This is a genomic window from Micromonospora sp. NPDC049836, assembly GCF_044465125.1.
Lineage (GTDB): Bacteria > Actinomycetota > Actinomycetes > Mycobacteriales > Micromonosporaceae > Micromonospora.
This window is the reverse complement of sequence record NZ_JBITLH010000005.1, coordinates 393,216-416,212: the sequence shown is the minus strand read 5'-3', so window position 1 is coordinate 416,212 and position 22,997 is coordinate 393,216. Positions and strand designations below refer to the sequence as shown.

Annotated in this window: 21 protein-coding genes; 8 read left to right on the top strand and 13 right to left on the bottom strand. The window is 75.7% G+C overall.

The window, feature by feature from the left end; genetic code table 11:
- Positions 1-63 precede the first annotated feature (63 nt).
- From ACIBPB_RS16635 to ACIBPB_RS16620, 4 genes are all read left to right on the top strand, one after another.
- Positions 64-879, top strand: coding sequence for an ATP-binding cassette domain-containing protein (locus ACIBPB_RS16635; protein ID WP_396840443.1), 816 nt, complete (start codon positions 64-66; stop codon positions 877-879).
- On the top strand, positions 876-2,135 hold the full coding sequence (locus tag ACIBPB_RS16630) for a sugar ABC transporter permease (RefSeq protein WP_396840442.1): 1,260 nt from the start codon (positions 876-878) through the stop codon (positions 2,133-2,135). Before ACIBPB_RS16635 ends, ACIBPB_RS16630 begins: the two co-directional genes overlap by 4 nt.
- 25 nt (positions 2,136-2,160) lie before the next feature.
- Positions 2,161-3,342 (top strand): ROK family protein, encoded by a 1,182-nt coding sequence (locus tag ACIBPB_RS16625; protein WP_396840598.1) that lies wholly within the window; start codon positions 2,161-2,163, stop codon positions 3,340-3,342.
- A 104-nt stretch (positions 3,343-3,446) separates the two neighbouring features.
- Entirely contained in the window at positions 3,447-4,172 is a 726-nt protein-coding gene (locus tag ACIBPB_RS16620) for a DUF4142 domain-containing protein (RefSeq protein ID WP_396840441.1), read from the top strand.
- A gap of 63 nt (positions 4,173-4,235) precedes the next feature.
- Here ACIBPB_RS16620 and ACIBPB_RS16615 read toward each other — a convergent pair whose 3' ends face one another.
- The 6 genes from ACIBPB_RS16615 to tsaB all read right to left on the bottom strand — a co-directional run bounded on the left by ACIBPB_RS16615 (position 4,236) and on the right by tsaB (position 10,347).
- Entirely contained in the window at positions 4,236-5,993 is a 1,758-nt protein-coding gene (locus tag ACIBPB_RS16615; protein ID WP_396840439.1) for an ABC transporter ATP-binding protein, read from the bottom strand.
- Positions 5,990-7,696: an ABC transporter ATP-binding protein gene (locus ACIBPB_RS16610; protein ID WP_396840438.1), complete on the bottom strand. Its 1,707-nt coding sequence runs from the start codon at positions 7,694-7,696 to the stop codon at positions 5,990-5,992. The genes ACIBPB_RS16615 and ACIBPB_RS16610 overlap by 4 nt, the downstream gene beginning before the upstream one ends.
- A 68-nt stretch (positions 7,697-7,764) precedes the next feature.
- Positions 7,765-8,019, bottom strand: a complete 255-nt coding sequence (locus ACIBPB_RS16605) for a hypothetical protein (protein ID WP_396840597.1) — start codon at positions 8,017-8,019, stop codon at positions 7,765-7,767.
- A gap of 16 nt (positions 8,020-8,035) precedes the next feature.
- Positions 8,036-9,082, bottom strand: coding sequence for a tRNA (adenosine(37)-N6)-threonylcarbamoyltransferase complex transferase subunit TsaD (tsaD, locus tag ACIBPB_RS16600; RefSeq protein ID WP_396840437.1), 1,047 nt, complete (start codon positions 9,080-9,082; stop codon positions 8,036-8,038).
- 5 nt (positions 9,083-9,087) lie between these two features.
- Complete coding sequence (rimI, locus tag ACIBPB_RS16595) at positions 9,088-9,531, bottom strand: ribosomal protein S18-alanine N-acetyltransferase (protein WP_396840596.1); 444 nt, start codon at positions 9,529-9,531, stop codon at positions 9,088-9,090.
- A 138-nt stretch (positions 9,532-9,669) separates the two neighbouring features.
- Positions 9,670-10,347 carry a tRNA (adenosine(37)-N6)-threonylcarbamoyltransferase complex dimerization subunit type 1 TsaB gene (tsaB, locus tag ACIBPB_RS16590; protein ID WP_396840435.1) on the bottom strand — a complete coding sequence of 226 codons (678 nt, stop codon included), beginning with the start codon at positions 10,345-10,347 and terminating at the stop codon, positions 9,670-9,672.
- 473 nt (positions 10,348-10,820) lie between these two features.
- Here tsaB and ACIBPB_RS16585 point away from each other — a divergent pair, with 473 nt between their 5' ends.
- A complete protein-coding gene (locus ACIBPB_RS16585; protein WP_396840434.1) occupies positions 10,821-11,543 on the top strand; it encodes a helix-turn-helix domain-containing protein in 723 nt (240 codons plus the stop codon).
- Positions 11,544-11,675: 132 nt separating this feature from the next.
- Here the strand turns inward: ACIBPB_RS16585 and ung are convergent, their stop codons facing one another.
- The 6 genes from ung to ACIBPB_RS16555 all read right to left on the bottom strand — a co-directional run bounded on the left by ung (position 11,676) and on the right by ACIBPB_RS16555 (position 17,383).
- On the bottom strand, positions 11,676-12,377 hold the full coding sequence (gene ung / locus ACIBPB_RS16580; protein WP_396840432.1) for a uracil-DNA glycosylase: 702 nt from the start codon (positions 12,375-12,377) through the stop codon (positions 11,676-11,678).
- A 60-nt stretch (positions 12,378-12,437) separates the two neighbouring features.
- The gene (tsaE, locus tag ACIBPB_RS16575; RefSeq protein WP_396840431.1) at positions 12,438-12,920 is read right to left on the bottom strand and encodes a tRNA (adenosine(37)-N6)-threonylcarbamoyltransferase complex ATPase subunit type 1 TsaE; all 483 of its coding nucleotides are present in this window, start codon (positions 12,918-12,920) and stop codon (positions 12,438-12,440) included.
- Positions 12,917-14,008 carry an alpha/beta fold hydrolase gene (locus ACIBPB_RS16570; RefSeq protein WP_396840430.1) on the bottom strand — a complete coding sequence of 364 codons (1,092 nt, stop codon included), beginning with the start codon at positions 14,006-14,008 and terminating at the stop codon, positions 12,917-12,919. Before ACIBPB_RS16570 ends, tsaE begins: the two co-directional genes overlap by 4 nt.
- A 233-nt stretch (positions 14,009-14,241) precedes the next feature.
- Positions 14,242-15,360, bottom strand: coding sequence for an alanine racemase (alr, locus tag ACIBPB_RS16565; RefSeq protein WP_396840429.1), 1,119 nt, complete (start codon positions 15,358-15,360; stop codon positions 14,242-14,244).
- Positions 15,361-15,455: 95 nt separating this feature from the next.
- Entirely contained in the window at positions 15,456-16,958 is a 1,503-nt protein-coding gene (locus tag ACIBPB_RS16560; protein ID WP_396840428.1) for an NAD(P)H-hydrate dehydratase, read from the bottom strand.
- Between the two features lie 56 nt (positions 16,959-17,014).
- Positions 17,015-17,383 (bottom strand): holo-ACP synthase, encoded by a 369-nt coding sequence (locus ACIBPB_RS16555; protein ID WP_046562860.1) that lies wholly within the window; start codon positions 17,381-17,383, stop codon positions 17,015-17,017.
- Positions 17,384-17,588: 205 nt separating this feature from the next.
- Here ACIBPB_RS16555 and ACIBPB_RS16550 point away from each other — a divergent pair, with 205 nt between their 5' ends.
- Together ACIBPB_RS16550 and ACIBPB_RS16545 are read left to right on the top strand one after the other, a co-directional pair.
- Positions 17,589-17,885, top strand: coding sequence for a type VII secretion target (locus tag ACIBPB_RS16550; protein WP_396840427.1), 297 nt, complete (start codon positions 17,589-17,591; stop codon positions 17,883-17,885).
- Entirely contained in the window at positions 17,882-19,486 is a 1,605-nt protein-coding gene (locus tag ACIBPB_RS16545; protein WP_396840426.1) for an alpha/beta hydrolase, read from the top strand. Before ACIBPB_RS16550 ends, ACIBPB_RS16545 begins: the two co-directional genes overlap by 4 nt.
- Positions 19,487-19,629: 143 nt before the next feature.
- Here the strand turns inward: ACIBPB_RS16545 and glmS are convergent, their stop codons facing one another.
- Positions 19,630-21,543 (bottom strand): glutamine--fructose-6-phosphate transaminase (isomerizing), encoded by a 1,914-nt coding sequence (gene glmS, locus ACIBPB_RS16540; RefSeq protein WP_396840425.1) that lies wholly within the window; start codon positions 21,541-21,543, stop codon positions 19,630-19,632.
- A gap of 930 nt (positions 21,544-22,473) precedes the next feature.
- Between glmS and ACIBPB_RS16535 the strand changes: the two genes are divergently transcribed.
- Positions 22,474-22,950: an MmpS family transport accessory protein gene (locus tag ACIBPB_RS16535; RefSeq protein WP_396840423.1), complete on the top strand. Its 477-nt coding sequence runs from the start codon at positions 22,474-22,476 to the stop codon at positions 22,948-22,950.
- Positions 22,951-22,997 lie beyond the last annotated feature (47 nt).

Below are 22,997 nucleotides of genomic sequence, written 5' to 3'. Positions count from 1 at the left end.
TGCCGGGCGGCGCCCACGCCGGACGGGCTCCGAGCCCTCCCCTCCGTGCCAAAGGAGAACCCCGTGTCCGCTACCCCCCTGCTGGAGCTACGCGGGATCGACAAGAGCTTCGGTCCCGTCCAGGTGCTGCGCGACGTGGCCTTCACCGCCTACCCCGGTGAGGTGACCGCGCTGGTCGGCGACAACGGCGCCGGCAAGTCGACCCTGGTCAAGTGCATCAGCGGCATCTACCCCACCGACGGCGGCGAGTTCCACTTCGACGGCCGGCCGGTGAGCATCAACAGCCCGCGCGACGCGGCGGCGCTCGGCATCGAGGTCGTCTACCAGGACCTCGCGCTCTGCGACAACCTCGACATCGTGCAGAACATGTTCCTCGGCAGGGAGAAGCGCAGCGGGATCGTGCTCGACGAGCCGACCATGGAGCAGTTGGCCGCCGAGACCCTGGCCGGGCTCAGCGTGCGTACCGTCAAGTCGCTGCGCCAGCACGTCGCCAGCCTCTCCGGCGGGCAGCGGCAGACCGTGGCCATCGCCAAGGCGGTGCTCTGGAACAGCAGGCTGGTCATCCTGGACGAACCCACCGCCGCGCTCGGCGTCGCGCAGACCGCCCAGGTGCTCGAGCTGGTCCGCCGGCTGGCCGACAACGGCCTGGCCGTGGTGCTCATCTCGCACAACATGAACGACGTCTTCGCGGTCTCCGACCGCATCGCCGCGCTCTACCTCGGCCAGATGGTCGCCCAGGTGAAGACCACCGACATCACCCACTCGCAGGTGGTTGAGCTGATCACGGCCGGTCGCTCCGGCAACCTCGGCCTCGCCGACCCGGGCAGCAACGGCACCGGCGCCGCGCCCGCCGACACCACCCCAGGAGCCGTCCGATGACCACCACCGCCGTGAAGAAGGAGGGCCCCGCCGCGGTCGCGCCGGCGCCCACCGTCGGCATCCACCTCAGCTCCTACCTGCGCCGGGTACGCGGCGGCGACATCGGCGCGCTGCCGGCGGTCTTCATGCTTCTCGCGCTGGCGATCGGCTTCTCGGTCGCCCGCCCGTCGTTCTTCACCGCCGGCAACTTCGCCAACCTGTTCACCCAGGGCGCCGCGACCACCCTGATCGCGATGGGCCTGGTCTTCGTCCTGCTGCTCGGCGAGATCGACCTCTCCGCCGGCTTCGCCAGCGGCGTCTGCGCGGCCATCCTGGCCAACGCGGTCACCGAGCGCGGCTACCCGTGGTACGTCGCGATGCTCGCGGCCATCGTCACCGGCGTGCTGATCGGCACCGTGCTCGGCCTGCTGGTGGCGAAGGTCGGCATCCCGTCCTTCGTGGTCACCCTCGCCGGCTTCCTCGCCTTCCAGGGCGTCGTGCTGATGCTCATGAAGGAGGGCTCCAACATCTCGGTGCGGGACGAGACCATCCTCGCCATCGCCAACCGCAACCTCACCCCGGCGCTCGGCTGGGCGCTGACCGCGGTGGCCGTCGCCGGGTACGCGGCCACCCAGTTGCTGCGGTACCGCAACCGGGCCGCGCGCGGCCTGCTCACCGACCCGATCGCGGTGGTGCTGGCCCGGATCGCCGGCCTGGCCGTCATCCTCGGCGCCGCGGTCTACGTGCTCAACCTGGAGCGCAGCCGCAACGTGCTGGTCGTCTCGCTCAAGGGCGTGCCGATCGTGGTGCCGGTCATCGCGCTGCTGCTGGTGCTCTGGACCTTCGTGCTGCACCGCACCAGCTACGGCCGGCACGTCTACGCGGTCGGCGGCAACGCCGAGGCCGCCCGCCGGGCCGGCATCAACGTCGACCGGATCCGGATCTCCGTCTTCGTCATCTGCTCCACCATGGCGGCGATCGGCGGCATCGTGGCGGCCAGCCGGGCCAACTCGGTGGACCCCAACACCGGTGGCAGTAACGTGCTGCTCTACGCCGTCGGCGCGGCGGTGATCGGCGGCACCAGCCTCTTCGGCGGCAAGGGCCGGGTCCTCGACGCCGTGCTCGGTGGCGCGGTGGTGGCGGTCATCGACAACGGCATGGGACTGATGGGTTACAGCTCGGGCGTGAAGTACGTGGTCACCGGCGTGGTCCTGCTCGCCGCCGCCACCATCGACGCGCTGTCCCGGCGGCGGGCCGCCGCCACCGGCAACCGCTGAACCTGGCGTGGACATGGCGTTGGCGATGCGCGCGGGCCCGAGCCAGGACGAGGTCCGCCGGCAGAACCTGGGCGCGCTGCTCCGCTACGTCCACGTGCACGGTGCCACCAGCCGCGCCGAGCTGACCACCGCGCTCGGGCTCAACCGCAGCACCATCGGCGCGCTGACCGCCGACCTGGCCGGCGCCGGCCTGGTCAGCGAGGGGACGCCGAAGGAGACCGGCCGGGCCGGACGACCGTCGCTGGTCGTCCGGCCCGAGTCGGCCCGGGTCTACGCGTACGCGTACAGCGTCGAGGTGGACCGGCTGCGGGCCGCGCGGGTCGGACTCGGCGGTGAGGTGCTCGACCGCCGGGAACTGGACCGGCCACGCAACCTGGTCGCCGGCGAGGCCGCCCCGCTGCTGGCCGGCGCGGTCAAGGAGATGCACCAGTCGGTGCCGCCGGGCTCCGTCTGCGTCGGCGCCGGGGCGGCCGTCTGCGGCATGGTCCGCCGGGAGGACGGGCTGGTCCGGCTGAGCCCCACCACCGGCTGGGTGGACGAGCCGATCGGCGCGGCCCTCGCCGCCGAGCTGGGCATCGACGTGCCGATCACGGTCGGCAACGTGGCGGACGTGGCCGCCTACGCCGAACACGCCCGGGGCGTCGCCGCCGGCTGCGACAACGTCATCTACCTCTACGGGGACGTCGGCGTCGGGGCCGGCATCATCGCCGGCGGGCGGCGGCTCACCGGGCACGGCGGCTACAGCGGCGAGGTCGGCCACATGGTGGTGGTCCGCGACGGGATGCGCTGCGACTGCGGCCGGCGGGGCTGCTGGGAGACCGAGATCGGCGAGCACGGGCTGCTCCGGGCCGCCGGCTGGTCCGACGCCCGGGGCCGGGACGCGCTGGTCGCCGTCTTCGACGCCGCCGACCGGGGCGACGCCCGGGCCCAGACCGCCGTCCGGCAGGCCGGCGACTGGCTCGGCTTCGGGGTGGCCAACCTGGTCAACATCTTCAACCCGGAAATGGTCATCTTCGGCGGCACCATGCGCGACCTCTACCTGGCCGCCGCCGCCCAGGTACGCAGCCGGCTCAACTCCAACGGGCTGCCGGCCTGCCTCGAACACGTCCGGCTGCGTACCCCCAAGCTCGGTGACGACGCGGCCCTCATCGGGGCCGCCGAGCTGGCCTTCGAACGCCTCCTCGCCGACCCCCTGGACGCCGGCTGAACTGATCGGGGTCGTGATCCGTACCAGTGTGCGGACGGGCGGCCGGCGGGTGCGGCCGTCCGCGACATCCGCGTACCGGTCCGGACCGAGGAGGCACCCCCACCATGGCACCGCTGGAATCCGCCCGCCGCCGTCTGGCGCTGCTGCTGCTCGCGCTCGTCGCGGGGATCGGCGTGCTGCCCGGCACGGCGATGGCCGCCCCCGCGCCCGGCCAGCAGCTCAACGCCGCCGACATGACCCTGCTCAACGGGGTACGGCTGGCCGGGCTCTGGGAGATGCCGGCCGGTCAGATGGCCGCCGAGAAGGGCCAGTCGAAGCGGGTACGCGAGATCGGCGCGGAGATCGCGCGCCAGCACGCCGTCCTGGACCAGCTCGTGGTCCAAGCGGCGAACAAGCTGGGCGCCACCCTGCCGACCACACCGACCACCCAGCAGCAGGGGTGGCTCACCGAGATGCAGAACGCCACCGGCGCCCGGTTCGACCAGATCTTCGTGACCCGGCTCCGGGTCGCCCACGGCAAGATCTTCCCGGTGATCGGCGCGGTCCGGGCGAGCACCCGGGACCCGATCGTGCGCAAGCTCGCCGAGCAGGCCAACACGTTCGTCAACGACCACATGACCATGTTGGAGAGCACCGGGCTGGTCCGCTGGCAGCAGCTCCCGCCCGCCGCGCTGCCCCCGGCGCAGAGCGACTCGCTGGTCGCCGCCGCCGCGGCCAACGTCGGCACCGGCGGCGGGGTGCAGGTCAGCACCACCGTGGTCTGGGCGGTCTTCCTGCTCGCCCTGCTCACCGGCGGCTACGCGACCTGGCGCATCCTGCGCCGCACCTGAGGTGGTGGGCCGGCGCCCCCGGCACGGCGGACCGCGTCGACCGGGAGCGCCGGCCCACCCCGGTCAGCCATGCCAGGACCGCCAGAGGGCCGCGTACGAGCCGCCGGCCGCGACCAGTTCGTCGTGCGAACCCAGCTCGGTGATCCGGCCGTCCTCGACCACCGCCACCCGGTCCGCGTCGTGCGCCGAGAAGAGCCGGTGCGCGATCGCGATGACGGTCCGGCCCGACAGCACCGCGGCCAGCGAGCGTTCCAGGGCCCGGGCGGCCCGCGGGTCGATCAGCGAGGTGGCCTCGTCGAGCACCAGGGTGTGCGGATCGGCGAGCACCAGCCGGGCCAGCGCGAGCTGCTGCGCCTGGGCCGGGGAGAGCGGATGCCCGCCCGCACCGACCCGGGTGTCCAGCCCGTCCGGCAGCGCCGCCGCCCAGTCCAGCGCGTCGACCGCGGCCAGCGCGGCGCGGATCCGCGCCGGGTCGGCGTCCGGGCGGACCATCGCCACGTTCTCGGCCAGGGTGCCGATGAAGACGTAATGCTCCTGGCTGACCAGCGCGACGTGGCCGCGCAGGTCGGCCAGGGGCAGCTCGGTGAGCGGCCGGCCGTCCACCGTCACGGCGCCCGACCGTGGCGCGTGCACCCCGGCCAGCAGCCGGCCCAGGGTCGACTTGCCCGCCCCGGACGGGCCCACCATGGCCAGCTTCTCCCCCGGCCGGGGCACCAGGGTCACCCCGTGCAGCACGTCGTGGCCGGCCCGGTACGCGTAGCGGACGTCGTGGGCGGCCAGCCGGCCGTCGGTCGTCGCGGGCCGCACCGGGGACGGGGCGCCGGCCGGCGCCGGCCGGTCGGCGGGCTCGGCCGCCACCCCGAGCAGCCGGGCCAGCGAGGCGCCGCCGACCTGGAACTCGTCCAGCCAGGAGAGCAGCCGGTCGACCGGGTCGACCAGTTGCTGGGCGTAGAGGGTCGCGGCGGTGACCTGCCCGAGGCTGGCCCAGCCCTTCAGGTAGAACCAGCCGCCGAGCAGCAGGGTGCCGGCCACCGGCAGCAGGTAGCCGATCTCGGCGATCGGGAAGAAGACCGTCCGCAGCTGCAACGTGTAGTACTCGGCCGCGTACGACCGGCGGATGTCGGTGGCGGTGCGGGCGCGGCGGCGGGCCTGCTGGCGCAGCGCCTCGGTGGTCCGGGCCCCCTCGGCCGTCTCGCTGAGCCCGTCGGTGATGTCGGAGTACGCGGCGTTCTCCCGCAGGTACCCCGCCGGCGCCCGGCGCAGGTACCAGCGGGTGCCGGCCACCAGCAGCGGCACCACGAACACGCAGGGCAGCACCAGCAGCGGGCCGGTCAGCACCAGCGCGCCGAGGATCAGCAGCACGGTGACCCCGGCGATCAGCGTCTCCGGGGCGGCGAACCGGACCGTCCGGGACAGCGCCGCGACGTCCCGGGAGGTGCGGGTGAGCAGGTCGCCCGTACCGGCCCGCTCCACCGTGGAGAGCGGCAGGGCGAGCACCCGGTCGACGAACTCCTCGCGCAGCTCCGCGAGGACCCGCTCGCCGAGCCGGGCCGAGGCCAGGTGGGCGAAGCGGACCAGCACCGACTGGGCGATCACGAAGCCGGCGATGGCCAGCGCGATCCGGTCGACGGTGACCGCGCCGACCCCGCGCGAGATGCCCTCGACCAGGTCGCCGAGGAGCCGGGGCGCGACCAGGCCGGCGGCCGCGGCGAGCGCGTGCAGGCCGAGCGCGGCGGCCAGGGCGCGCGGGTGCCGGCGGGCCAGCTCCCGGGCGTACCGGCGGACCTGCCGCGCGTCGGCGACGGGCAGGGCGTTGCTCACCGCTCCTCCTCCCGGCTCACCGTGGCCCGGTACCGGGGCTCGGCGGCGAGCAGCTCGTCGTGCCGTCCCTCGGCGACCACCTTGCCGTCCTCCACGAAGATCACCTGCTCGGCGCGGCCCAGCATCAGCGGGCTGGTGGTGCAGACCAGCGTGGTCCGGCCGCGCCGGGCCGCCGGCAGCCGGTCGGCGATCCGCGCCTCGGTGTGGGTGTCCACCGCGCTGGTCGGCTCGACCAGGATCAGCGTCTCCGGGTCGGCGACCAGCGCCCGGGCCAGCCGCAGCCGCTGCCGTTGCCCGCCGGAGAACTCCCGGCCGCGCTCGGCGACCGCGCCGTCCAGGCCGCCCGGGAGCGCCTCGACGATGTCGGTCGCGCTCGCCGCGACCAGCGCCGCCTCGACCGCCGGGCGGTCGCCCCGGTCGTGCGGGTCAAGCTCGGCGCGGAGCGTGCCGCTGAAGAGCTGCGCGTCGTTGTCGGCCACCAGGATCCGCTCGCGCACCGTCGCCAGCGCCACGTCCCGCAGCGGTACGCCGTGCAGCGTCACGTCCCCGTCGGCGTACCGGCCGAGCCGGTCGGCGATCTCGACCGCCTCCTCGGGGCTGGTGGCGGCCAGCGCGGTGAGCCGGCCCGGCCGCAGCACCACCCCGGACCGCACGTCCACCAGCTCGCCCGGCCCGGCGGGCACCGGCACCGGGCGGGCCGGGTCGGTGAACTCGGGGGCGAGGCGGAGCAGCCGCACCACCCGGCGGGCCGCCACGTGCCCCCGGGCCATCTTGTCGGCCGCCTCGGTGAGGTTGCGCAGCGGGCTGACCAGGAACGCGGTGTAGCCGTAGAAGGAGACGAGCTGGCCGGCGCTGATCTCGCCGCGCAGCGCGAACCGCGCCCCGAGCCAGGTCACCAGCACCACGAAGACGCCGGGCAGCAGGATCTGCGCCGCCTGGAGCAGCGACTCCACCCGGGCCACCCGCAGGCCGTCCGCGCGCAACGTCTGGGACTGCTCCCGGTAGCGGGCGCCCAGCACCGGCTCGCCGCCCACCCCGCGCAGCACCCGCAGCCCGGAGACGATGTCGGCGGCCCGGGCGGTCAGCTCGCCGGTCGACTCCCGGTACGCGGCCTGCTGCCGGTGCAGCGGCCGGATCAGCAGCGCCACCAGCGCCATGAGCAGCGGCACCCCGAGCACCACCACGAGACCGAGCGGCACCGACGCGGTGAGCAGGATCACCGACACGGTGCCGATGGCGACCACCGCGCCGGCGCCCCGGGCGGTGATGTCCACCGCGCTGCCGATGTGCTCGATGTCGGCCGTACCGATGCTCACCACCTCGCCGGCGGCGACCCGGCGGGGCAGCGCGGCGCCCAACCGGTTGGTGGCCTCCACGGTGAGCTGCACGGTCCGGTAGGCGGCCGCGAGCCAGTTGTGCACCGCGCAGCGGTGCCGCAGGATGCCGGCGATCGCCTGGACGACGCCCAGCCCGAGCAGCACGAGGCCCCAGCGGAGGAGGGCGTCCGGGTCGCGCTGGGTGAGGCCGGCGTCGACGGCCCGGCCGACCGCGGCCGGCATCAGTGCCTGGGCCACCATCCAGGTGACCCCGAGGGCGATGGCGCCGCCGAAGATCAGCGGCTGCCGTCCGGCGAGCCAGACCAGGTAACGGGTGGCGGACCGGGCGTCGGGGGTGCCGGGGTCACCGGCCGGTGCGAAGCGCATGACCACCCGACGCTAGGTGCCGGGCCGGGGCGGGCGCCAACCAGTTTCCGGCCGCCCGGCCGGCCGGATCAGCGGTCGACCTGGGTGAAGTCCCAACTGTGCGGGGGGCGGGCGACCAGGGTGGGCGGCGGCTCCGGCAGGGCTCGGGGGCTGCTCCGCCACTTCGAGATGACCACCAGCCGGTGGTCGGTGGAGGAGAACACCTCGCTGGACAGGTGCAGCGGGTCGTGCTCGAACTCGGGCAGCGCGGTCTCGCAGACCCAGGTGATCAGGTCCGCGAAGCCGTACGGCTCGGCCTTCGCCTCCCACATCCGGACGATCACGTCGTTCCCTTCCGCCTCAGACACTGACCACGGTCAGCGGCATCGCCGAGTCGGCGGGCAGGTCCAGGCGGCTGGGCGCGACGCCGGCGGCGACCAGGTGCGAGCCGAGCGCGGCCACCATCGCCCCGTTGTCGGTGCAGAGCCCCGGCCGGGGCGTACGCACCCGGATGCCGTGCTTCGCGGCCCGGTGCTCGGCCATCGCCCGCAGCCGGGAGTTGGCCGCCACCCCGCCGCCGATCACGAGGGTATCGATGCCGCTGGTCCGGCAGGCGTCCAGGGCCTTGCCGACCAGCACGTCGCAGACCGCCTCCTGGAAGGACGCGGCCACGTCGGCGACCGGGACCGGCTCGCCGGCCCGCTGCCGCGCCTCCACCCAGCGGGCCACCGCCGTCTTCAGGCCGGAGAAGGAGAAGTCGTACCGGTGCCCGGCCAGGTCCTTGGCGGCGGTCAGCCCGCGCGGGAAGGCGATCGCCGCGGGGTCGCCGGCGCGGGCCTCCCGGTCGATGAAGGGGCCGCCGGGGAAGGGCAGGCCGAGTAGGCGGGCCACCTTGTCGAACGCCTCGCCGGCCGCGTCGTCGATGGTCGAGCCGAGCGGGGTGACCTCCCGGGCGAGGTCGTCCACCCGCAGCAGCGAGGAGTGCCCGCCGGAGACCAGCAGGGCGATCGACGGCGCGGGCAGCGGGCCGTGCTCAAGGGTGTCCACCGCGACGTGCGCGGCCAGGTGGTTGACCCCGTACACCGGCTTCTCGGCGGCGACCGCGTACCCCTTGGCGGCGGCGACCCCGACGAGCAGCGCGCCGGCCAGGCCCGGCCCGGCGGTGACCGCGATCGCGTCGATGTCCGCGATCGTCACGCCGGCCTCGGTCAACGCCCGCTCCATGGTCGGCACGATGGCCTCCAGGTGGGCCCGGCTGGCCACCTCGGGCACCACGCCGCCGAACCGGGCGTGCTCCTCGACGCTGGAGGCCAGCGCGTCGGCGAGCAGGGTGTGCCCGCGGACGATGCCCACCCCGGTCTCGTCGCAGGAGGTCTCGATGCCGAGGATCAGGGATTCGTCAGCCATGCTCGTCAGTCCTCGTTGCGCTGCATGACCAGCGCGTCGGTGTTGCTCGATTGGTAGTAGCCGCGACGCACGCCGATCGGCTCGAAGCCGTACGTCGCGTAGAGCCGCTGCGCCGGGGCGTTGTCGGCGGCCACCTCCAGCAGCGTGCTGCGCGCGCCGAGCCGGGCCGCCTCGGCGAGCAACGCCTCCAGCAGGCGGCGGCCGATGCCCCGCCGCTGGACGTCCCGGCGGACCGCGATGGTCTGCACCCAGGCCTCGTCGGGCAGGGCCACGGTCAGCCCGGCGTAGCCGAGCACCGTGCCGTCGTCGTCCACGGCCACCCGGTAGAAGTGCCCGTTGGCCAGCTCGTTCCAGAACATCGCGGGGGACCACTGGTCGGCGCCGAAGGCGTCCGCCTCGATCGGCAGCACCTGCTCGATGTGCCACCACCGGAACCGGTCGAGGTGCAGGCCCGGCTCACTCCTCGCGCTCACGGCGCCACCTTTGTTCGCGACTGCGGGGCTCGCAAGCCCGGCTCACTCCTCGCGCTCACGGCGCCACCTTCGTTCGCGACTGCGGGGCTCGCAAGCCCGGCTCACTCCTCGCGCTCACGGGAGGACCGGCTTGTGGCCGGTGGCCGCGACGGCGTCCGGGCGGCGCAGGTAGAGCGGGGTGAGCGGCTCACCGGGGGCGCCCGCACGGACCCGCTCGGCGGCGAGCCGGGCCAGCGCCGTCGGGTCCGGGTACCGCGGCTCGGCACGGACCGGCAGACCGAGGACGTCCGCGTACCGGTGGGCGCCGTCACCGACCGCGACCGTGACGGCCAGTTCCCGGGCCCGCTCGGCGGCGACCGCCGGGGTGTCCACGTTCGGGCCGGCGATCCGCTGGCCGGCGCCGTCGTAGACGGCCCAGTAGATCTCGCGCCGGCGCGCGTCGCTCGCGGCCAGCACCGGCTCGCCGGCGGCCGCCGGGTGCCCGATCGCGTCCAGCGAGCAGACCCCGTAGGTGGGGACGTCGAGCACCTGGCCCATGGTGGCGGCGGTGACCAGGCCGACCCGCAGCCCGGTGAACGGCCCCGGGCCGAGCCCGGCCACGATCGCGGCCAGGTCGGCGGGGCGGGCGCCGGCGTCGGCCAGCACCGCGTCGACCTGCGGGGCGAGCAGTTCGCCGTGCGCCCGGGCGTCGACGGTGCACCGCTGGGCGCGGGCCCCCACGCCGTCTGCCGAGACCTCGACCAGGGCCGCGGTCACCGCGGGCGTCGAGGAGTCCACCACGAGTACGAGCACGGTAAGCCAGAGTAGCCGCCCTCCGGTCACCGCCGGTCACGGCCTGTCCCCACGAGACGCCCACCGGTGAGCTGCTCCCCCACCGCCCCCCGCCTGCGCCGCGCGGAGCCGAGCTCGCGCGCCCGACGAGCCGGCGGACCGAGCCGGCGGACCGAGCCGGCGGACCGAGCCGGCGGACCGAGCCGGCGGACCGAGCCGGCGGACCGAGCCGGCGGACCGAGCCGGCGGGCCGAGCCGGCGGGCCGAGCCGGCGGGCCGAGCCGGCGGGCCGAGCCGGCGGGCCGAGCCGGCGGGCCGAGCCGGCCGCGAAAGCGGCCGCTCGGCCCGCCGAGAGCGGGGCCGGCGGTGCGTCGGCGGGCGTTGCGGAGTGTGACGGGCGCCCAGCCGACACCGAGCTTCTTATCGATATGCCGCAGAGGCATAAAGATGACTGAGAGGCATATCGCGGAAAATTGCTCGTCCATCATCCAGGGATGCCTGACAGCAGACTGACCCGGCAGATCGCCGCCGCGCTGCGGGACGAGCGGGAGCGCCGGGAACTCACCCAGCGGCGCCTGGCCGACCTGGCCGGGCTGAGCCAGGGCACGGTCGCCCGGATCGAGCGGGGCGACCGGGTGCCGAGCCTGCCGGTGGTGGAACGACTCTTCGCCGCGCTCGGACAGCAGCTCCGGCTGGCGGTGGAGCCGCTGGACAGCCACCTCGACGCCGCGCTCGCCGGCCTGGCCGGACGGCCGCTGGCGGAGCGGCTCGACGAGCTGGGGTTGGACCGGACGCTCGACGCCCTGGGCGAGCTGCCGTACGTGCTGACCGGAGCGACGGCGGCGTTACTCCAGGGCGTCCCGCTACCCGTGGCGGCCGTCGAGGTAGCGGTGCGCTGGCGGGACGCGGCCCGCCTCACCGCCTTTCTCGAGCGGGAGTACGGGCTGCGCTGGAACGCCCGCTGGGAGGAGTGGGGCGGGTTGCGGCTCGAGCCGGAGGAACCGGGCGAGCACCGCTGGCAGACCCGCCAGGGCGAGCTGCGGGCCCGGATGTGCGACGAGCTGCCCGAGCCGGTGGAGGTGCGGCACGGCGAGCGCAGCTACCGGGTCGAGCCGCTGATCCAGGTGGAGCTGACCGACCGGCGCGCCGCCGACCTGCTCCGCCGCCACCGGCAGCGCCTCGGCGCCGCGCCGGCCGCGCGCGGCCCAGCCCGCTGAAACCCGGCGCCACGCGCGCTCGGCCCAGCCCGCTGAAACCCGGCGCCACGCGCGGTCGGCTCAGCCCGCTGAAACCCGGCGCCACGCGCTCGGCTCAGCCCGCTGAAATCCGACGCCGCGCCAGCCGTCCGGTCAGCCGGCTGAGCGCTCCCAGTCGATGGTGGGCAGCCCGGCGTCGGCGAGGGCCTTGTTCGCGGCGCTGAACGGGCGGCTGCCCAGGAAGCCGCGCGGGTTCATCGGGCTCGGGTGGCCCGCCTCCAGCACCACGTGCCGCGGGTTGGTGACCAGGGCGGCCTTCTTGCGGGCGTACCCGCCCCAGAGCAGGAAGACCACCCGCTGGTCGAGGCCGTCCAAGGCCCGGATGGTCGCGTCGGTGAACTCCTCCCACCCCTGGTTGGCGTGCGAGCCGGGGGTGGCCTCCCGAACCGTGAGCACCGAGTTGAGCAGCAGCACGCCCTGCGCGGCCCAGCCGTTCAGGTTGCCGCTGCGCGGCTTCGGCACACCCAGGTCCTCGGCCAGCTCCTTGAAGACGTTGCGCAGCGACGGCGGCACCGTCACCCCCTCCCGCACGCTGAAGCTCAGCCCGTGCGCCTGCCCCGCCTTGTGGTACGGGTCCTGCCCGAGGATCAGCACCCGGGTCTGCGCGGGGTCGCACAGCCGGTAGGCGGAGAACAGGTCCTCGACCGGCGGAAAGACGGTCCGGACGGCGTACTCCCGGGCGACGAACTGGGCGAGCGCCGCGGTGCGCGCCGGATCCAGGTGCGGGGTGAGCACCGCGCGCCAGGCGTCGGGCAGCAGCGCCAGCAGGTCGAGGGTGGGAGCGTCGTCGGGCATCGGCAGCCTTTCAGCGGTCGGATCGGTCCCCGGCACTGTAGGCAGCCGGTACGACAGCCGTCAGTCCAGGGTGGCCAGCCGGCGCGCCCAGTCGCCACCGACCGGTTCCAGGCTCACCACCCGGGTGTCGTCGTCCCGCCGGTCGATCCGGATCCGCAGGTGGGCGTCGACCAGCTGCTCCACCATGCCCTCGCCCCACTCCACCACGGTGACCGCCTCGTCGACCGAGGCGTCCAGGTCGAGGTCGTCGATCTCGGCGCGCGGGTCGGCGGACTCCCCCAACCGGTACGCGTCGGCGTGCACCAGGGTCACCCGGCCGCCCCGGGCCGGGTCGGGCCGGTGCACCCGGGCGATCACGAAGGTCGGCGAGGTGATGTCGCCGCGTACGCCCAGGCCGGCGCCGATGCCCTGGGTCAGCGCCGTCTTGCCGGCCCCGAGCGGGCCGCTGAGCAGCAGCAGGTCGCCCGGGCGCAGCAGCCCGGCCAGCCGGCGGCCGAAGTCGTGGGTGTCGTCGACCGTCTTCAGCTCCACCAGCACGCTCACAGCGCCTCCAGGAACCGTTGCAGCGCCGCGTTCACCTCGTCGGCGTGCTCCAGCATCACCACGTGCCCACTGTCGTGGATCTTGACGAACTCGGCGTGCGGCAGCCGCCGGACGATCTCCTCGGAGTGGGTCACCGGCGTGATCATGTCCTTGTCCCCCACGATCACCAGCACCGGCGTACCGGCCAGCGCGGCCAGCGCCGGGAACCGGGAGTGGGTGGCCAGGGTCCGCAGATACCGGGTGACCGTGTCGGCGGAGGTACGCGAGTTCATCGTCTCGACGTACGAGACCAGGGCGGCGCTCGGCTTCGGGGTGCCGAAGCCGTACTTGCGGGTGAGCAGCCAGGCGACGTTGGTGGTGGACTGCCGCGCCTTGTCGATCACCGTGCCGCCGTACCGGGTGGCGTTGCTCATCATGTAGAGCACCGGCGCGCCGACCCGGCCGAGCAGCGCCGGGGCGACCAGCTTGGTCTCGGCGAGCAGGCCGCCCGAGGTGGCCATCAGCACGGTGCCGACCACCCGGTCGCCGAACAGCTCCGGGTACAGCTCGGCCAACGCCATGATCGTCATCCCGCCCATGGAGTGGCCGACGAGCACCAGCGGACCCTCCGGAACCACCTCGTCGATCACCCGACGCAGCGTCCCGCCCAGCGTGGCCAGGTCGTAGTCACCGGTCTCCAACCGCCCCGACCGGCCGTGCCCGGGCTGGTCGTACGCGACGACCCGGTAGTCACCCCGGGCGGCGAGCATCTTGCGCTGGAAGTGGAACGTCCCCATGTCCAGGCAGAAGCCGTGCACCAGCACCACCGTCGGGTGCCCGGCGACCGGCCGGGTCGGCTCGACCACCTCCACCTGGATGTCGGTGCCGTCCGGCATCTCCACCAGGAACGCCCGGTCGTACGGCTGCTGGTCGAAGACCTCGCCGGCGTACCGGTCGGTGGGGTCGTTCTTGAACCGGCGGACCAGGACCCGCTCGCTCACCACGCCGGCGGCGAGCCCCGCGGCGGCGACGCCGACGGCGGCGCCGACCACCCCGGCGACCCGGCCGGCGGCGGTCCGCGGCCGGGGCACCCGGAACCGCGGACTCACGGTGCGTCCATTGTTCGCGACTGCGGGGCTCGCAACCCCGGCTCACTCCTCGCGCTCACGGGGCATCCTTCGGTTCGCGACTGCGGGGCTCGCAACCCCGGCTCACTCCTCGCACTCACGGCGCCACCCTGGTTCGCGACTGCGGGGCTCGCAACCCCGGCTCACTCCTCGCGCTCACGGCGCCACCCTGGTTCGCGACTGCGGGGCTCGCAACCCCGGCTCACTCCTCGCGCTCACGGCCGTTCGCCGTCGTAGACCCGGGGCACCCGCACACCGCCGAAGCGGGTGACGATCTCGTAGTTGATGGTGCCGACCGCCTCGGCCCAGTCGTCGGCGGTGGGCTCGCCGTCGGCACCGCTGCCGAAGAGGGTCGCCACGTCACCGGCGGCCACCTCGTCGTCGCCGCAGTCGATCACGAACTGGTCCATGCAGACCCGGCCGGAGATCGTCCGCCGCTTGCCGGCGAGCTGGACCGGGCCGGTGTTCGAGGCGTGCCGGGGCACCCCGTCGGCGTAGCCGAGCGGGACCACGGCCAGGTTGCTCTCGGCCTCGGTGAGGTAGGTGTGGCCGTAGGAGACGCCGGTGCCGGGCGGGACCCGCTTGGTGAGCATCACCCGGGCCCGGGCGGTCATCGCCGGGCGCAGCCCGAACTGCTCGCCGGCGACCGGCGACAGGCCGTAGACGGCCAGACCGGGCCGGACCAGGTCGAAGTGGGTGTCCCGGCGGGTCAGGGTGGCGGCCGAGTTGGCCAGGTGCCGGTAGCGGGGGCGCAGGCCGGCCCGTTCCACCATCTCCAGCCCCTCGTGGAAGACGGCCAGCTGGCGGTCCGTGGTGGGGTGGCCGGGCGAGTCGGCGTACACGAAGTGGCTCCACACCCCGACCACCTCGACCAGGCCGTCGGCCTGGGCCTTCGCGGCGGCCTCCAGCAGCGCCGGCCAGTCGGCGACGGTGGCGCCGCCACGCGCCAGCCCGGTGTCGATCTTCAGGTGGATCCGCGCCGGGCGGTCCGCCCGCCGGCCCGCCTCGATCATCTCGTCGAGCTGGGCGAGGCTGGCGCAGCCCAGGTCCACGCCGACCGCGACGCCGTCGTGCAGCGGCAGGCCCGGGTCGAGCAGCCAGGCCAGCACCGGCGCGCTGACGCCCTGCTGGCGCAGGGTGAGCGCCTCGTCGAGGGTGCAGACCCCGAGCCAGTCGGCGCCCGCGTCGAGGGCCGCCCGGGCGGCCGGGAGCATGCCGTGGCCGTAGCCGTCGCCCTTCACCACCGCCATCAGCTCGGCGCTCGTTCCCGACTTGAGCCGGGCCACGTTCTCCCGGATCGCGTCCAGGTCGACGCGCACCTCCGACTGCCACATGCCCCCAGCCTACTTCCGCCGGTGATCTCGGTGGCCCTGAGCCGCGCGGCCGGGTCGGCGCGGGTGGCGCGGCCGGGCCGGCGCGGGTGGCGCGGTCAGCCCAGGCCGGCGATCACCGGGCGGAGGGCGGTCGCCACGTCGGGCGCGGTCACCGGACCGCCGCGGGCCGCCTCCCGGCCGGCCAGCCCGTGCAGGTACGCCGCCGCGGCCGCCGCCCGCTCGGGCGCCAGCCCGGCGGCGAGCAGCGAGCCGAGCAACCCGGCCAGCACGTCCCCGGTGCCCCCGGTGGCCAGCGCCGGGGTGCCGGTCGGGTTGACGTACGCCCGGCCGTCCGGGGTGGCGACGATCGTGCGGTCCCCCTTGAGCAGCACCACGGCGTTCATCCAGGCGGCCAGCCGCTGCGCCGCCGCCACCCGGTCCGCCCCCGGGGTCTCGCCGCAGAGCCGGGCGTACTCCCGGTCGTGCGGGGTCACCACGATCGGGGCGTCCCGGTCCCGCAGCCGGTCGGCCATCTTGCCGTCGACCAGCAGGGTGAGCGCGTCCGCGTCGAGCACCACCGGCACCGGCGCGGCGAGCACCGCGCGCAGCTCGGCCACGGACTCCTCGCCGGTGCCCAGCCCGGAGCCGCAGACCCAGGCCTGCACCCGGCCCGCGTCGGCGACCCGCCCGGTGGCGATCACCGACGGATGCTGGTGCAGCACCTCCGCCCGGGCGCCGCCCGCGTACCGGACCATGCCGGTGGGACCGGCCAGCGCGCCGCCCACGGAGAGCACGGCCGCGCCCGGATAGGTGGCCGAGCCGGTCGCCACCCCGACCACGCCCCGGCTGTACTTCTCCGACGACGGGCCGAGCCGGGGCCACCAGTCGATGACGTCCGACCGTTCGACGACGCGCAGCGCCGGCGCCGCCCGCAGCCACGGGCCCAGGCCGATGTCGACCAGCTCGACATGGCCGGCGAGCGTGGCGGCCGGGCCGACCACCAGGGCCGGCTTCAGCGCGCCGAAGGCCACCGTCACGTCGGCGTGCACCGCGCAGGGCCGGCCGGAGTCGGTCAGCGGCACGTGGCCGGTGTCCACCACCACGCCGCTGGGCACGTCGACCGCGACCACCGTGGCCCGCGCGCCGTCCCGTCCGATCCGCCCGGCCAGGCTCGCGGCGAGCTGGTCGGCGGTCTCCCGCAGCCCGCCGGTGCCGCCGATCCCCACGATGCCGTCGAGCACCAGGTCCACCACGGCCGGCGGCCGGTCGACCACCCGCCCACCGGCGGCCCGGAACGCGGCCAGCCCTTCGGCGTGTGCCCGGCCCGGGGTGAGCAGCAGGGCGGCGACCGCCGCGCCCCGCCGGGCCAGCCGCGCGCCCGCGTAGAGCGCGTCGCCGCCGTTGTCCCCGGAGCCGACCAGCAGCAGCACCCGGGCGCCGTAGACCCCGCTCGCGGCACCGCGACCCGGCCGGTGCGGGGCGAAGCGGTCGGCGAGCAGCAGCGCGCACCGGCGGGCCAGCCCGGCCGCGGCCCGCTGCATCAGCGTCCCGGGCGGGACGGTGGCCATCAGGCCGGCCTCCGCCGCACGTACGTCCGCGACCCGCCACACCGGTCCCATGCCATCCCGTCCCGTCCGTATCCCTCCGGTCGGGCCGGCCGGCCCGACCGGTCGACTCAGCGTTCCGCGACCACCATCGCCGAGGCGATCCCGCCGTCGTGCGACAGCGACAGATGCCAGTGGTTGATCCCCCGCTCGGCCGCTGCGGCCGCCACCGTGCCGGCGACGGTCAGCCAGGGCCGGCCGGCCGGGTCCGCCACCACCTCGCAGTCGTGCCAGTTCAGCCCGGCCGGCGCCCCGAGCGCCTTGGCCACCGCCTCCTTGGCCGCGAAGCGGGCGGCCATCGACTCCGCCGAGCGCGGGTGACCGGTGCGGGTGTAGCGCTCCGTCTCGGTGAACAGGCGGTCGGCGAGCAGCGGCGTGCGCGCCAGGGACCGGGCGAACCGGTCCACCAGCACCACGTCGATGCCGACAGCCACGATCACGAGGCTCACCCTACCGGCGGCGGGGGCCGCACATTAGCCGCCGGGCACGCCGGGGGCAACGCCCTGTGGAGAACCGCCGGTACGGCCGCCGGCCGCCGTCCACAGGGCCGGCCGGGGTGCTCCCGCGCCACGTAGCGTCCCCGGTGTCCGTTCCGCTCCCGCCGGCCGCCGCGCCGGCGGCCCGTCGCCCCCGGGGAGGGCTTCGATGTCCGAGGAGCCGTTGACCGTCGAGCCGGAACTGCTCCGCGCGGTGGCCCGGGAGCTGGGCGACGACGCGTACCGGCTGGCGCACGGGCTGGCCGCCGCGCCGGGTCTGCTCGTCCCGGCGGACGGGTGGCGGGCCGGGGCGGCGCTGGCCGATCTGGAGGCGGCGGTGCACCGCTGGTGCGGGTCGCTGGCCGCCCGGCTGGCGCGCACCGCCGACGCGGTCCGCGCCGCCGCCGAGGGCTACGAGGCGGTCGACGAGCGGGTCGCCGCCCGGCTGACCGGGATCCCCCGGTGACCGGCCCGGCCACCCCGGTCGGGTACGCCCAGCTCTGGCGGGCCGACCCGGCCGGCTGGTCGGCCGCCGGGGCGGCCTGGCGGGCGCTCACCGATCCGCTCCGGCACCGGGCCGACGCGCTCGACGCCCGGGCCGCCGCGCTGCGTCCCGGCTGGTCCGGCGGGGCGGCCACCGGCGCGCAGGGGCGGCTCGGCGGGCTCCGGACCGACCTGGCCGACGTGCTGCCCGCGCTGCTGGAGGCCGACCAGACGCTGGCCGAGCTGGCCGCCCGGCTGCGGGTGGCGAAGGCCCGGCTCGCCGCCGCCGTGGTGCACGCCGAGGCGGGCGGCCTGTCGATCGACCGGACGGGCGCGGTCCGCCCCGGTCCGGGCCGCCCCCGGGCGCAGGCCGGTCCCGCGGTGGTCCAGGTCGCCGCCGAGGTACGCGGCGCGCTGGCGCTGGCCGGCGCGGCGGACCGGGAGGCCGCCGGCCGGCTGACCGGGTTGGCGACGGCCGCGGTCACCGGCTGGGTGAGCGTCCCGCCCGCCTGGCGGCCGCCGCCAGGGGCCACCCCCGCCGAGGTGAGCCGCTGGTGGTCCGGGCTCACCCCGGCCGAGCGACGGTGGCTGGTCCGGCACGAGCCGGCCCGGGTGGGCGGTCTCGACGGGGTGCCGGTGGCGGCCCGGGATCAGGCCAACCGGCTGCTGCTGGCCGAGCGGCGAGCGGAGCTGACGGCCCGGCGCCGCCGGCTGCTGCGGCCGGTGCCGCCGGGGCCGGCCGAGCTGGCCCGGCTGGCCGCGCTCACCCGGGTCGAGGCGGCCCTGCGCGGCCTCGACGGGCTCGCCGAGCGGCTGGCCGCGCCGGGGGACCCGCGCGCCTACCTGCTCGGGCTCGACCCGGCGGCGGACGGGCGGGCGGTGGTGGCGCTGGGCAACCCGGACCGGGCGGGCGCCGTGCTGACGTACGTGCCGGGGATGACCGCGGACCTCGCCGATGCCCCGGGTGAGCTGGGCCGGGCCGCCCGGGTGCTGGACCGGTGCGCCGCGCTCGCCCCGACCGAGGAGGCCGCGGCCGTGCTCTGGCTGGACTACGACGCCCCGGACTTCCTGACCGAGGCGTCCGGTGCCCGGCAGGCCGAGGAGGCCGGCCCCGCCCTGCACCGGTTCCAGGAAGGGCTGCGCGCCTCGCACGACGCCCCGCCGGCCCGGCAGACCGTGCTCGGGCACAGCTACGGCTCGCTGGTGGTCGGCGCCGCCGCCCGCGACCACGGGCTCAGCGCCGACGCGCTGGTCTTCGTCGGCTCCCCCGGCGTCGGGGTCGACCACGCCGCCGAGCTGCGGATGCCGCCCGGTCAGGTGTGGGCCGCCACCGCGCCGGACGACGTGATCCGGCTGACCCGGCCGCCGGAGGAACTGGCCCGCCGGGCCGTGCTGGCCGGTACGCCGCTCGGCCCGGTGCTGGCCGTGCTGCCCGGCGAGCACGAGCTCTGGTTCGGCCGGGACCCGAGCGACCCGGATTTCGGCGGCCGGAGTTTTCCCAGCGGCCGGCACGGCCACACCGGCTACTGGGACCCGGGCAACCCGGCACTGGACGGGATGGCCCGGATCGTGCTCGGCCGATGACCGCGCCCCGCGCACCCGGCCCGGACGGGCGGCCCGCGCCGGACCCGCACGCGCCCCGCACACCCGGCCCCGGCGGGCGGCCCGCGCCGGATGCGCGCGGGCCCCGTCACCGGCGTACGGCGGCGGGGCCCGGGCGGGGTCGACTACTCGACGGTGACCGACTTGGCCAGGTTGCGCGGCTGGTCGACGTCGTGACCGCGGGCGGCGGCGATCTCGGCGGCGAGCACCTGCAACGGCACCGTGGTCACCAGGGGCGCCAGCAGCGTCGGCGTGCGCGGCACGTAGATCAGGTGGTCGGCGTAGCGGACCACCGCCTCGTCCCCCTCCTCCGCGATCACGATGGTGCGGGCGCCCCGCGCGCGCACCTCCTGGATGTTGGAGACGACCTTGTCGTGCAGCATGCCCCGGCCGACCGGCGAGGGCACGATGCAGATGACCGGGGTGCCCTTGTCGATCAGGGCGATCGGGCCGTGCTTCAGCTCGCCGGCGGCGAAGCCTTCGGCGTGCATGTACGCCAGTTCCTTGAGCTTGAGCGCGCCCTCCAGGGCCACCGGGTAGCCGACGTGCCGGCCGATGAACAGCACGGTCGGCTCGGACTTCAGCTCCCGAGCCAGCTCCCGGACCGGCTCGATCCGGTCCAGCAGCTCGCGCAGCTTGCCCGGCATCTCCTGGAGCTGGGCCACCACCGCGCCCACCTCGTCGGCGAACTTGATCCCGCGCACCTGGGCCAGGTGCAGGCCGATCAGGTAGCAGGCGACGAGCTGGGTGAGGAACGCCTTGGTGGAGGCGACCGCGATCTCCGGGCCGCCGTGGGTGTAGAGGACGGCGTCGGACTCGCGCGGGATGGTGGAGCCGTTGGTGTTGCAGATGGCCAGCACCCGGGCCTTCTGCTCCTTGGCGTGGCGCAGCGCCATCAGGGTGTCCATGGTCTCGCCGGACTGCGAGATCACCACGATCAGGGTGGACCGGTCCAGCACCGGGTCGCGGTAGCGGAACTCGCTGGCCAGCTCGACCTCGCAGGGGATCCGGGTCCAGTGTTCGATGGCGTACTTGGCGACCAGGCCGGAGTGGTAGGCGGTGCCGCAGGCGACGATGAAGATCTTGTCGACGTCGCGCAGGTCCTGCTCGCTGAGGCGGACCTCGTCGAGGGCGATCTCGCCGGTCTCGGTGAGCCGGCCGAGCAGCGTGTCGGCGATGGCCTGCGGCTGCTCCTCGATCTCCTTGAGCATGAACCAGTCGTAGCCGCCCTTCTCGGCGGCCGAGGAGTCCCAGTCGATGTGGAAGTCCTTGCCGGTGGCGGGCTGCCCGGCGAAGTCGGTGATCTCGATGTCGTCCGGGGTGATCAGGACGATCTGGTCCTGACCCAGCTCGACCGCGTCGCGGGTGTGCTCGATGAACGCCGCCACGTCGCTGGCGAGGTAGTTCTCCCCAACACCGCGGCCGACGACCAGGGGCGAGTTGCGCCGGGCGCCGACCACCGCGCCGGGGATGCCGGCGTCGGCGGCGAGCAGCGTGAAGGCGCCCTCCAGCCGCTGGCAGACCACCCGCATGGCGGAGGCGAGCAGCTGCGGGCTGTCCACCTCGCCGGCCGAGCGCAGGTCGGCCAGCGCCCGGGCGAGCAGGTGGGCGGCGCACTCGGTGTCGGTGTCGCTGGCGAACTCGACGCCGTCGGCCTCCAGCTCGGCGCGGAGCTTGGCGAAGTTCTCGATGATGCCGTTGTGGATCACCGCGACCCGGCCGTCGGGCGACAGGTGCGGGTGGGCGTTGCGGTCGGTCGGGCCGCCGTGGGTGGCCCACCGGGTGTGGCCGATGCCGGTGGTGCCGTCGCCGATGCCGATCGGGCTGGCGGCGCAGTCCTCGGGGTTGTCGGCCGCCCGCTCGGAGAGGACCTTCTCCAGGTTGGCCAGCTTGCCGGCCTTCTTCTCGATCAGCAGCTCGTCCTCGCAGACGACGGCCACGCCGGCCGAGTCGTAACCGCGGTATTCCAGCCGCCGCAATCCGTCCAGCACGATGCCGAGCGCCGGGCGCGCGCCGGCGTAACCCACGATTCCACACATGGTCCGCAGCCTAACCCAGTTTCGCTCATCGCGCGTGCTCGGAAGCCCGGTAAACGATCACAGAATTTGAGCGAACTGGTGAGCGGAGGGCGAGGATCGGACAAACCACTCGAACGCCCCGGCCGGCCGGCCGCATGGCGACGGATCGACGGCCGGCGGCCCGGCGGAGCCCTCGGGGGGACGCCTCGCGCGGGTACCCGCGAATGGCGGCCCGGCCCTACATTGAAGGCCCTGGTCGGGCCGACCGGCCCCGACCCGCCCGTCCCGCGTTCGTCCGCGCCGTCCCCCTGCGAGCTGAGCCCGATGTCCGAGACGACCCCGACCCCCGAGCCGGGCCAGCACAGCGGCCCGAGCGATCCCACCGCCTCGCCGGCCGCCCCGGAACCCACGACCTGGACGCCGCCGGACCCGCTCAGCGCCCCGCGGCCCTGGGCCCCGCCGGCCCCCTGGACCCCGACCCCCTGGACCCCGAGCCCGTGGCAGGCGCCGGGGTCGGCCCCGGACGCCGCCGGAGCGACCCCGCAGCCCGGAGCCGAGCCGCCGGCCAGGCCGGGACCGCCGCCCGACGCGCCGGCGGCACCCTCCGGCTGGACACCGGCACCGGGGCCGGGCGGCTGGCCCGCAGAGCCCGGCCCGGGCGGCTGGCCCGCAGAGCCAAGGCCGGGCGGCTGGCCCGCAGAGCCGGGACCCTCCGGTCGGCCGGCGGCACCGGGATCGACCGCTTGGCCGGCGGAACCGGGGCCGGGCGGCTGGCCCGCGCCGGGGGCGGGCGGTCCGGGTGCCCCGGCGGGCCCGCCGCCGCCCGGCGGCGGCCCGCCCGCGCCGATCTGGTCCGGCGGCGCGCCCGGTTCGGGCTGGCCCCCGGCCGGCTACCCGCCGCCGTACGCGTACCCCACGCCGGCCCGGGGCCGCTCCGCCGGCGGAAGGGTGGTGGCCGTCGTGGTGACCGTGGTCGTCGCCGTGGTGCTCGCCTTCTGCGGCTGCATCGGGCTGGGCGTGCTCGGCAGCTTCCTGAACGACCCGGGCGCCTCCGGCGAGCCGTACCACCCGACGTTCGACGGACCCGACGCCGACCCGACCGACGAGCCGGCCGGGGACGCGGCACCGGCCCCCGCCACCACCCCCTCCGGCGGGCCCGGCCGGTTCACCGTGCTGTACGAGGTCACCGGCACGGGCGCGGCGAACGTCCAGTTCTACGACGCCAACGGCGTCTTCCGCCACGTCAACCGGGTAGCGCCGCCCTGGCGGCTGGCGCTCACCGCCAACGACCGGAAGCACCTGCAGATCGTCGCCCTGGCCGCCGACCAGCGCAACGACGGGGTGACCTGCCGGATCACCATCAACGGCACGGTCGTCTCCCGGGACTCGAGCGCGACCGGAGGCATGGCGAGCTGCTTCGGCTCGTGACGACCCGGCGGTCGTGCGGCGTCCGCGCCGGCCCGTAGGCTGGCCGG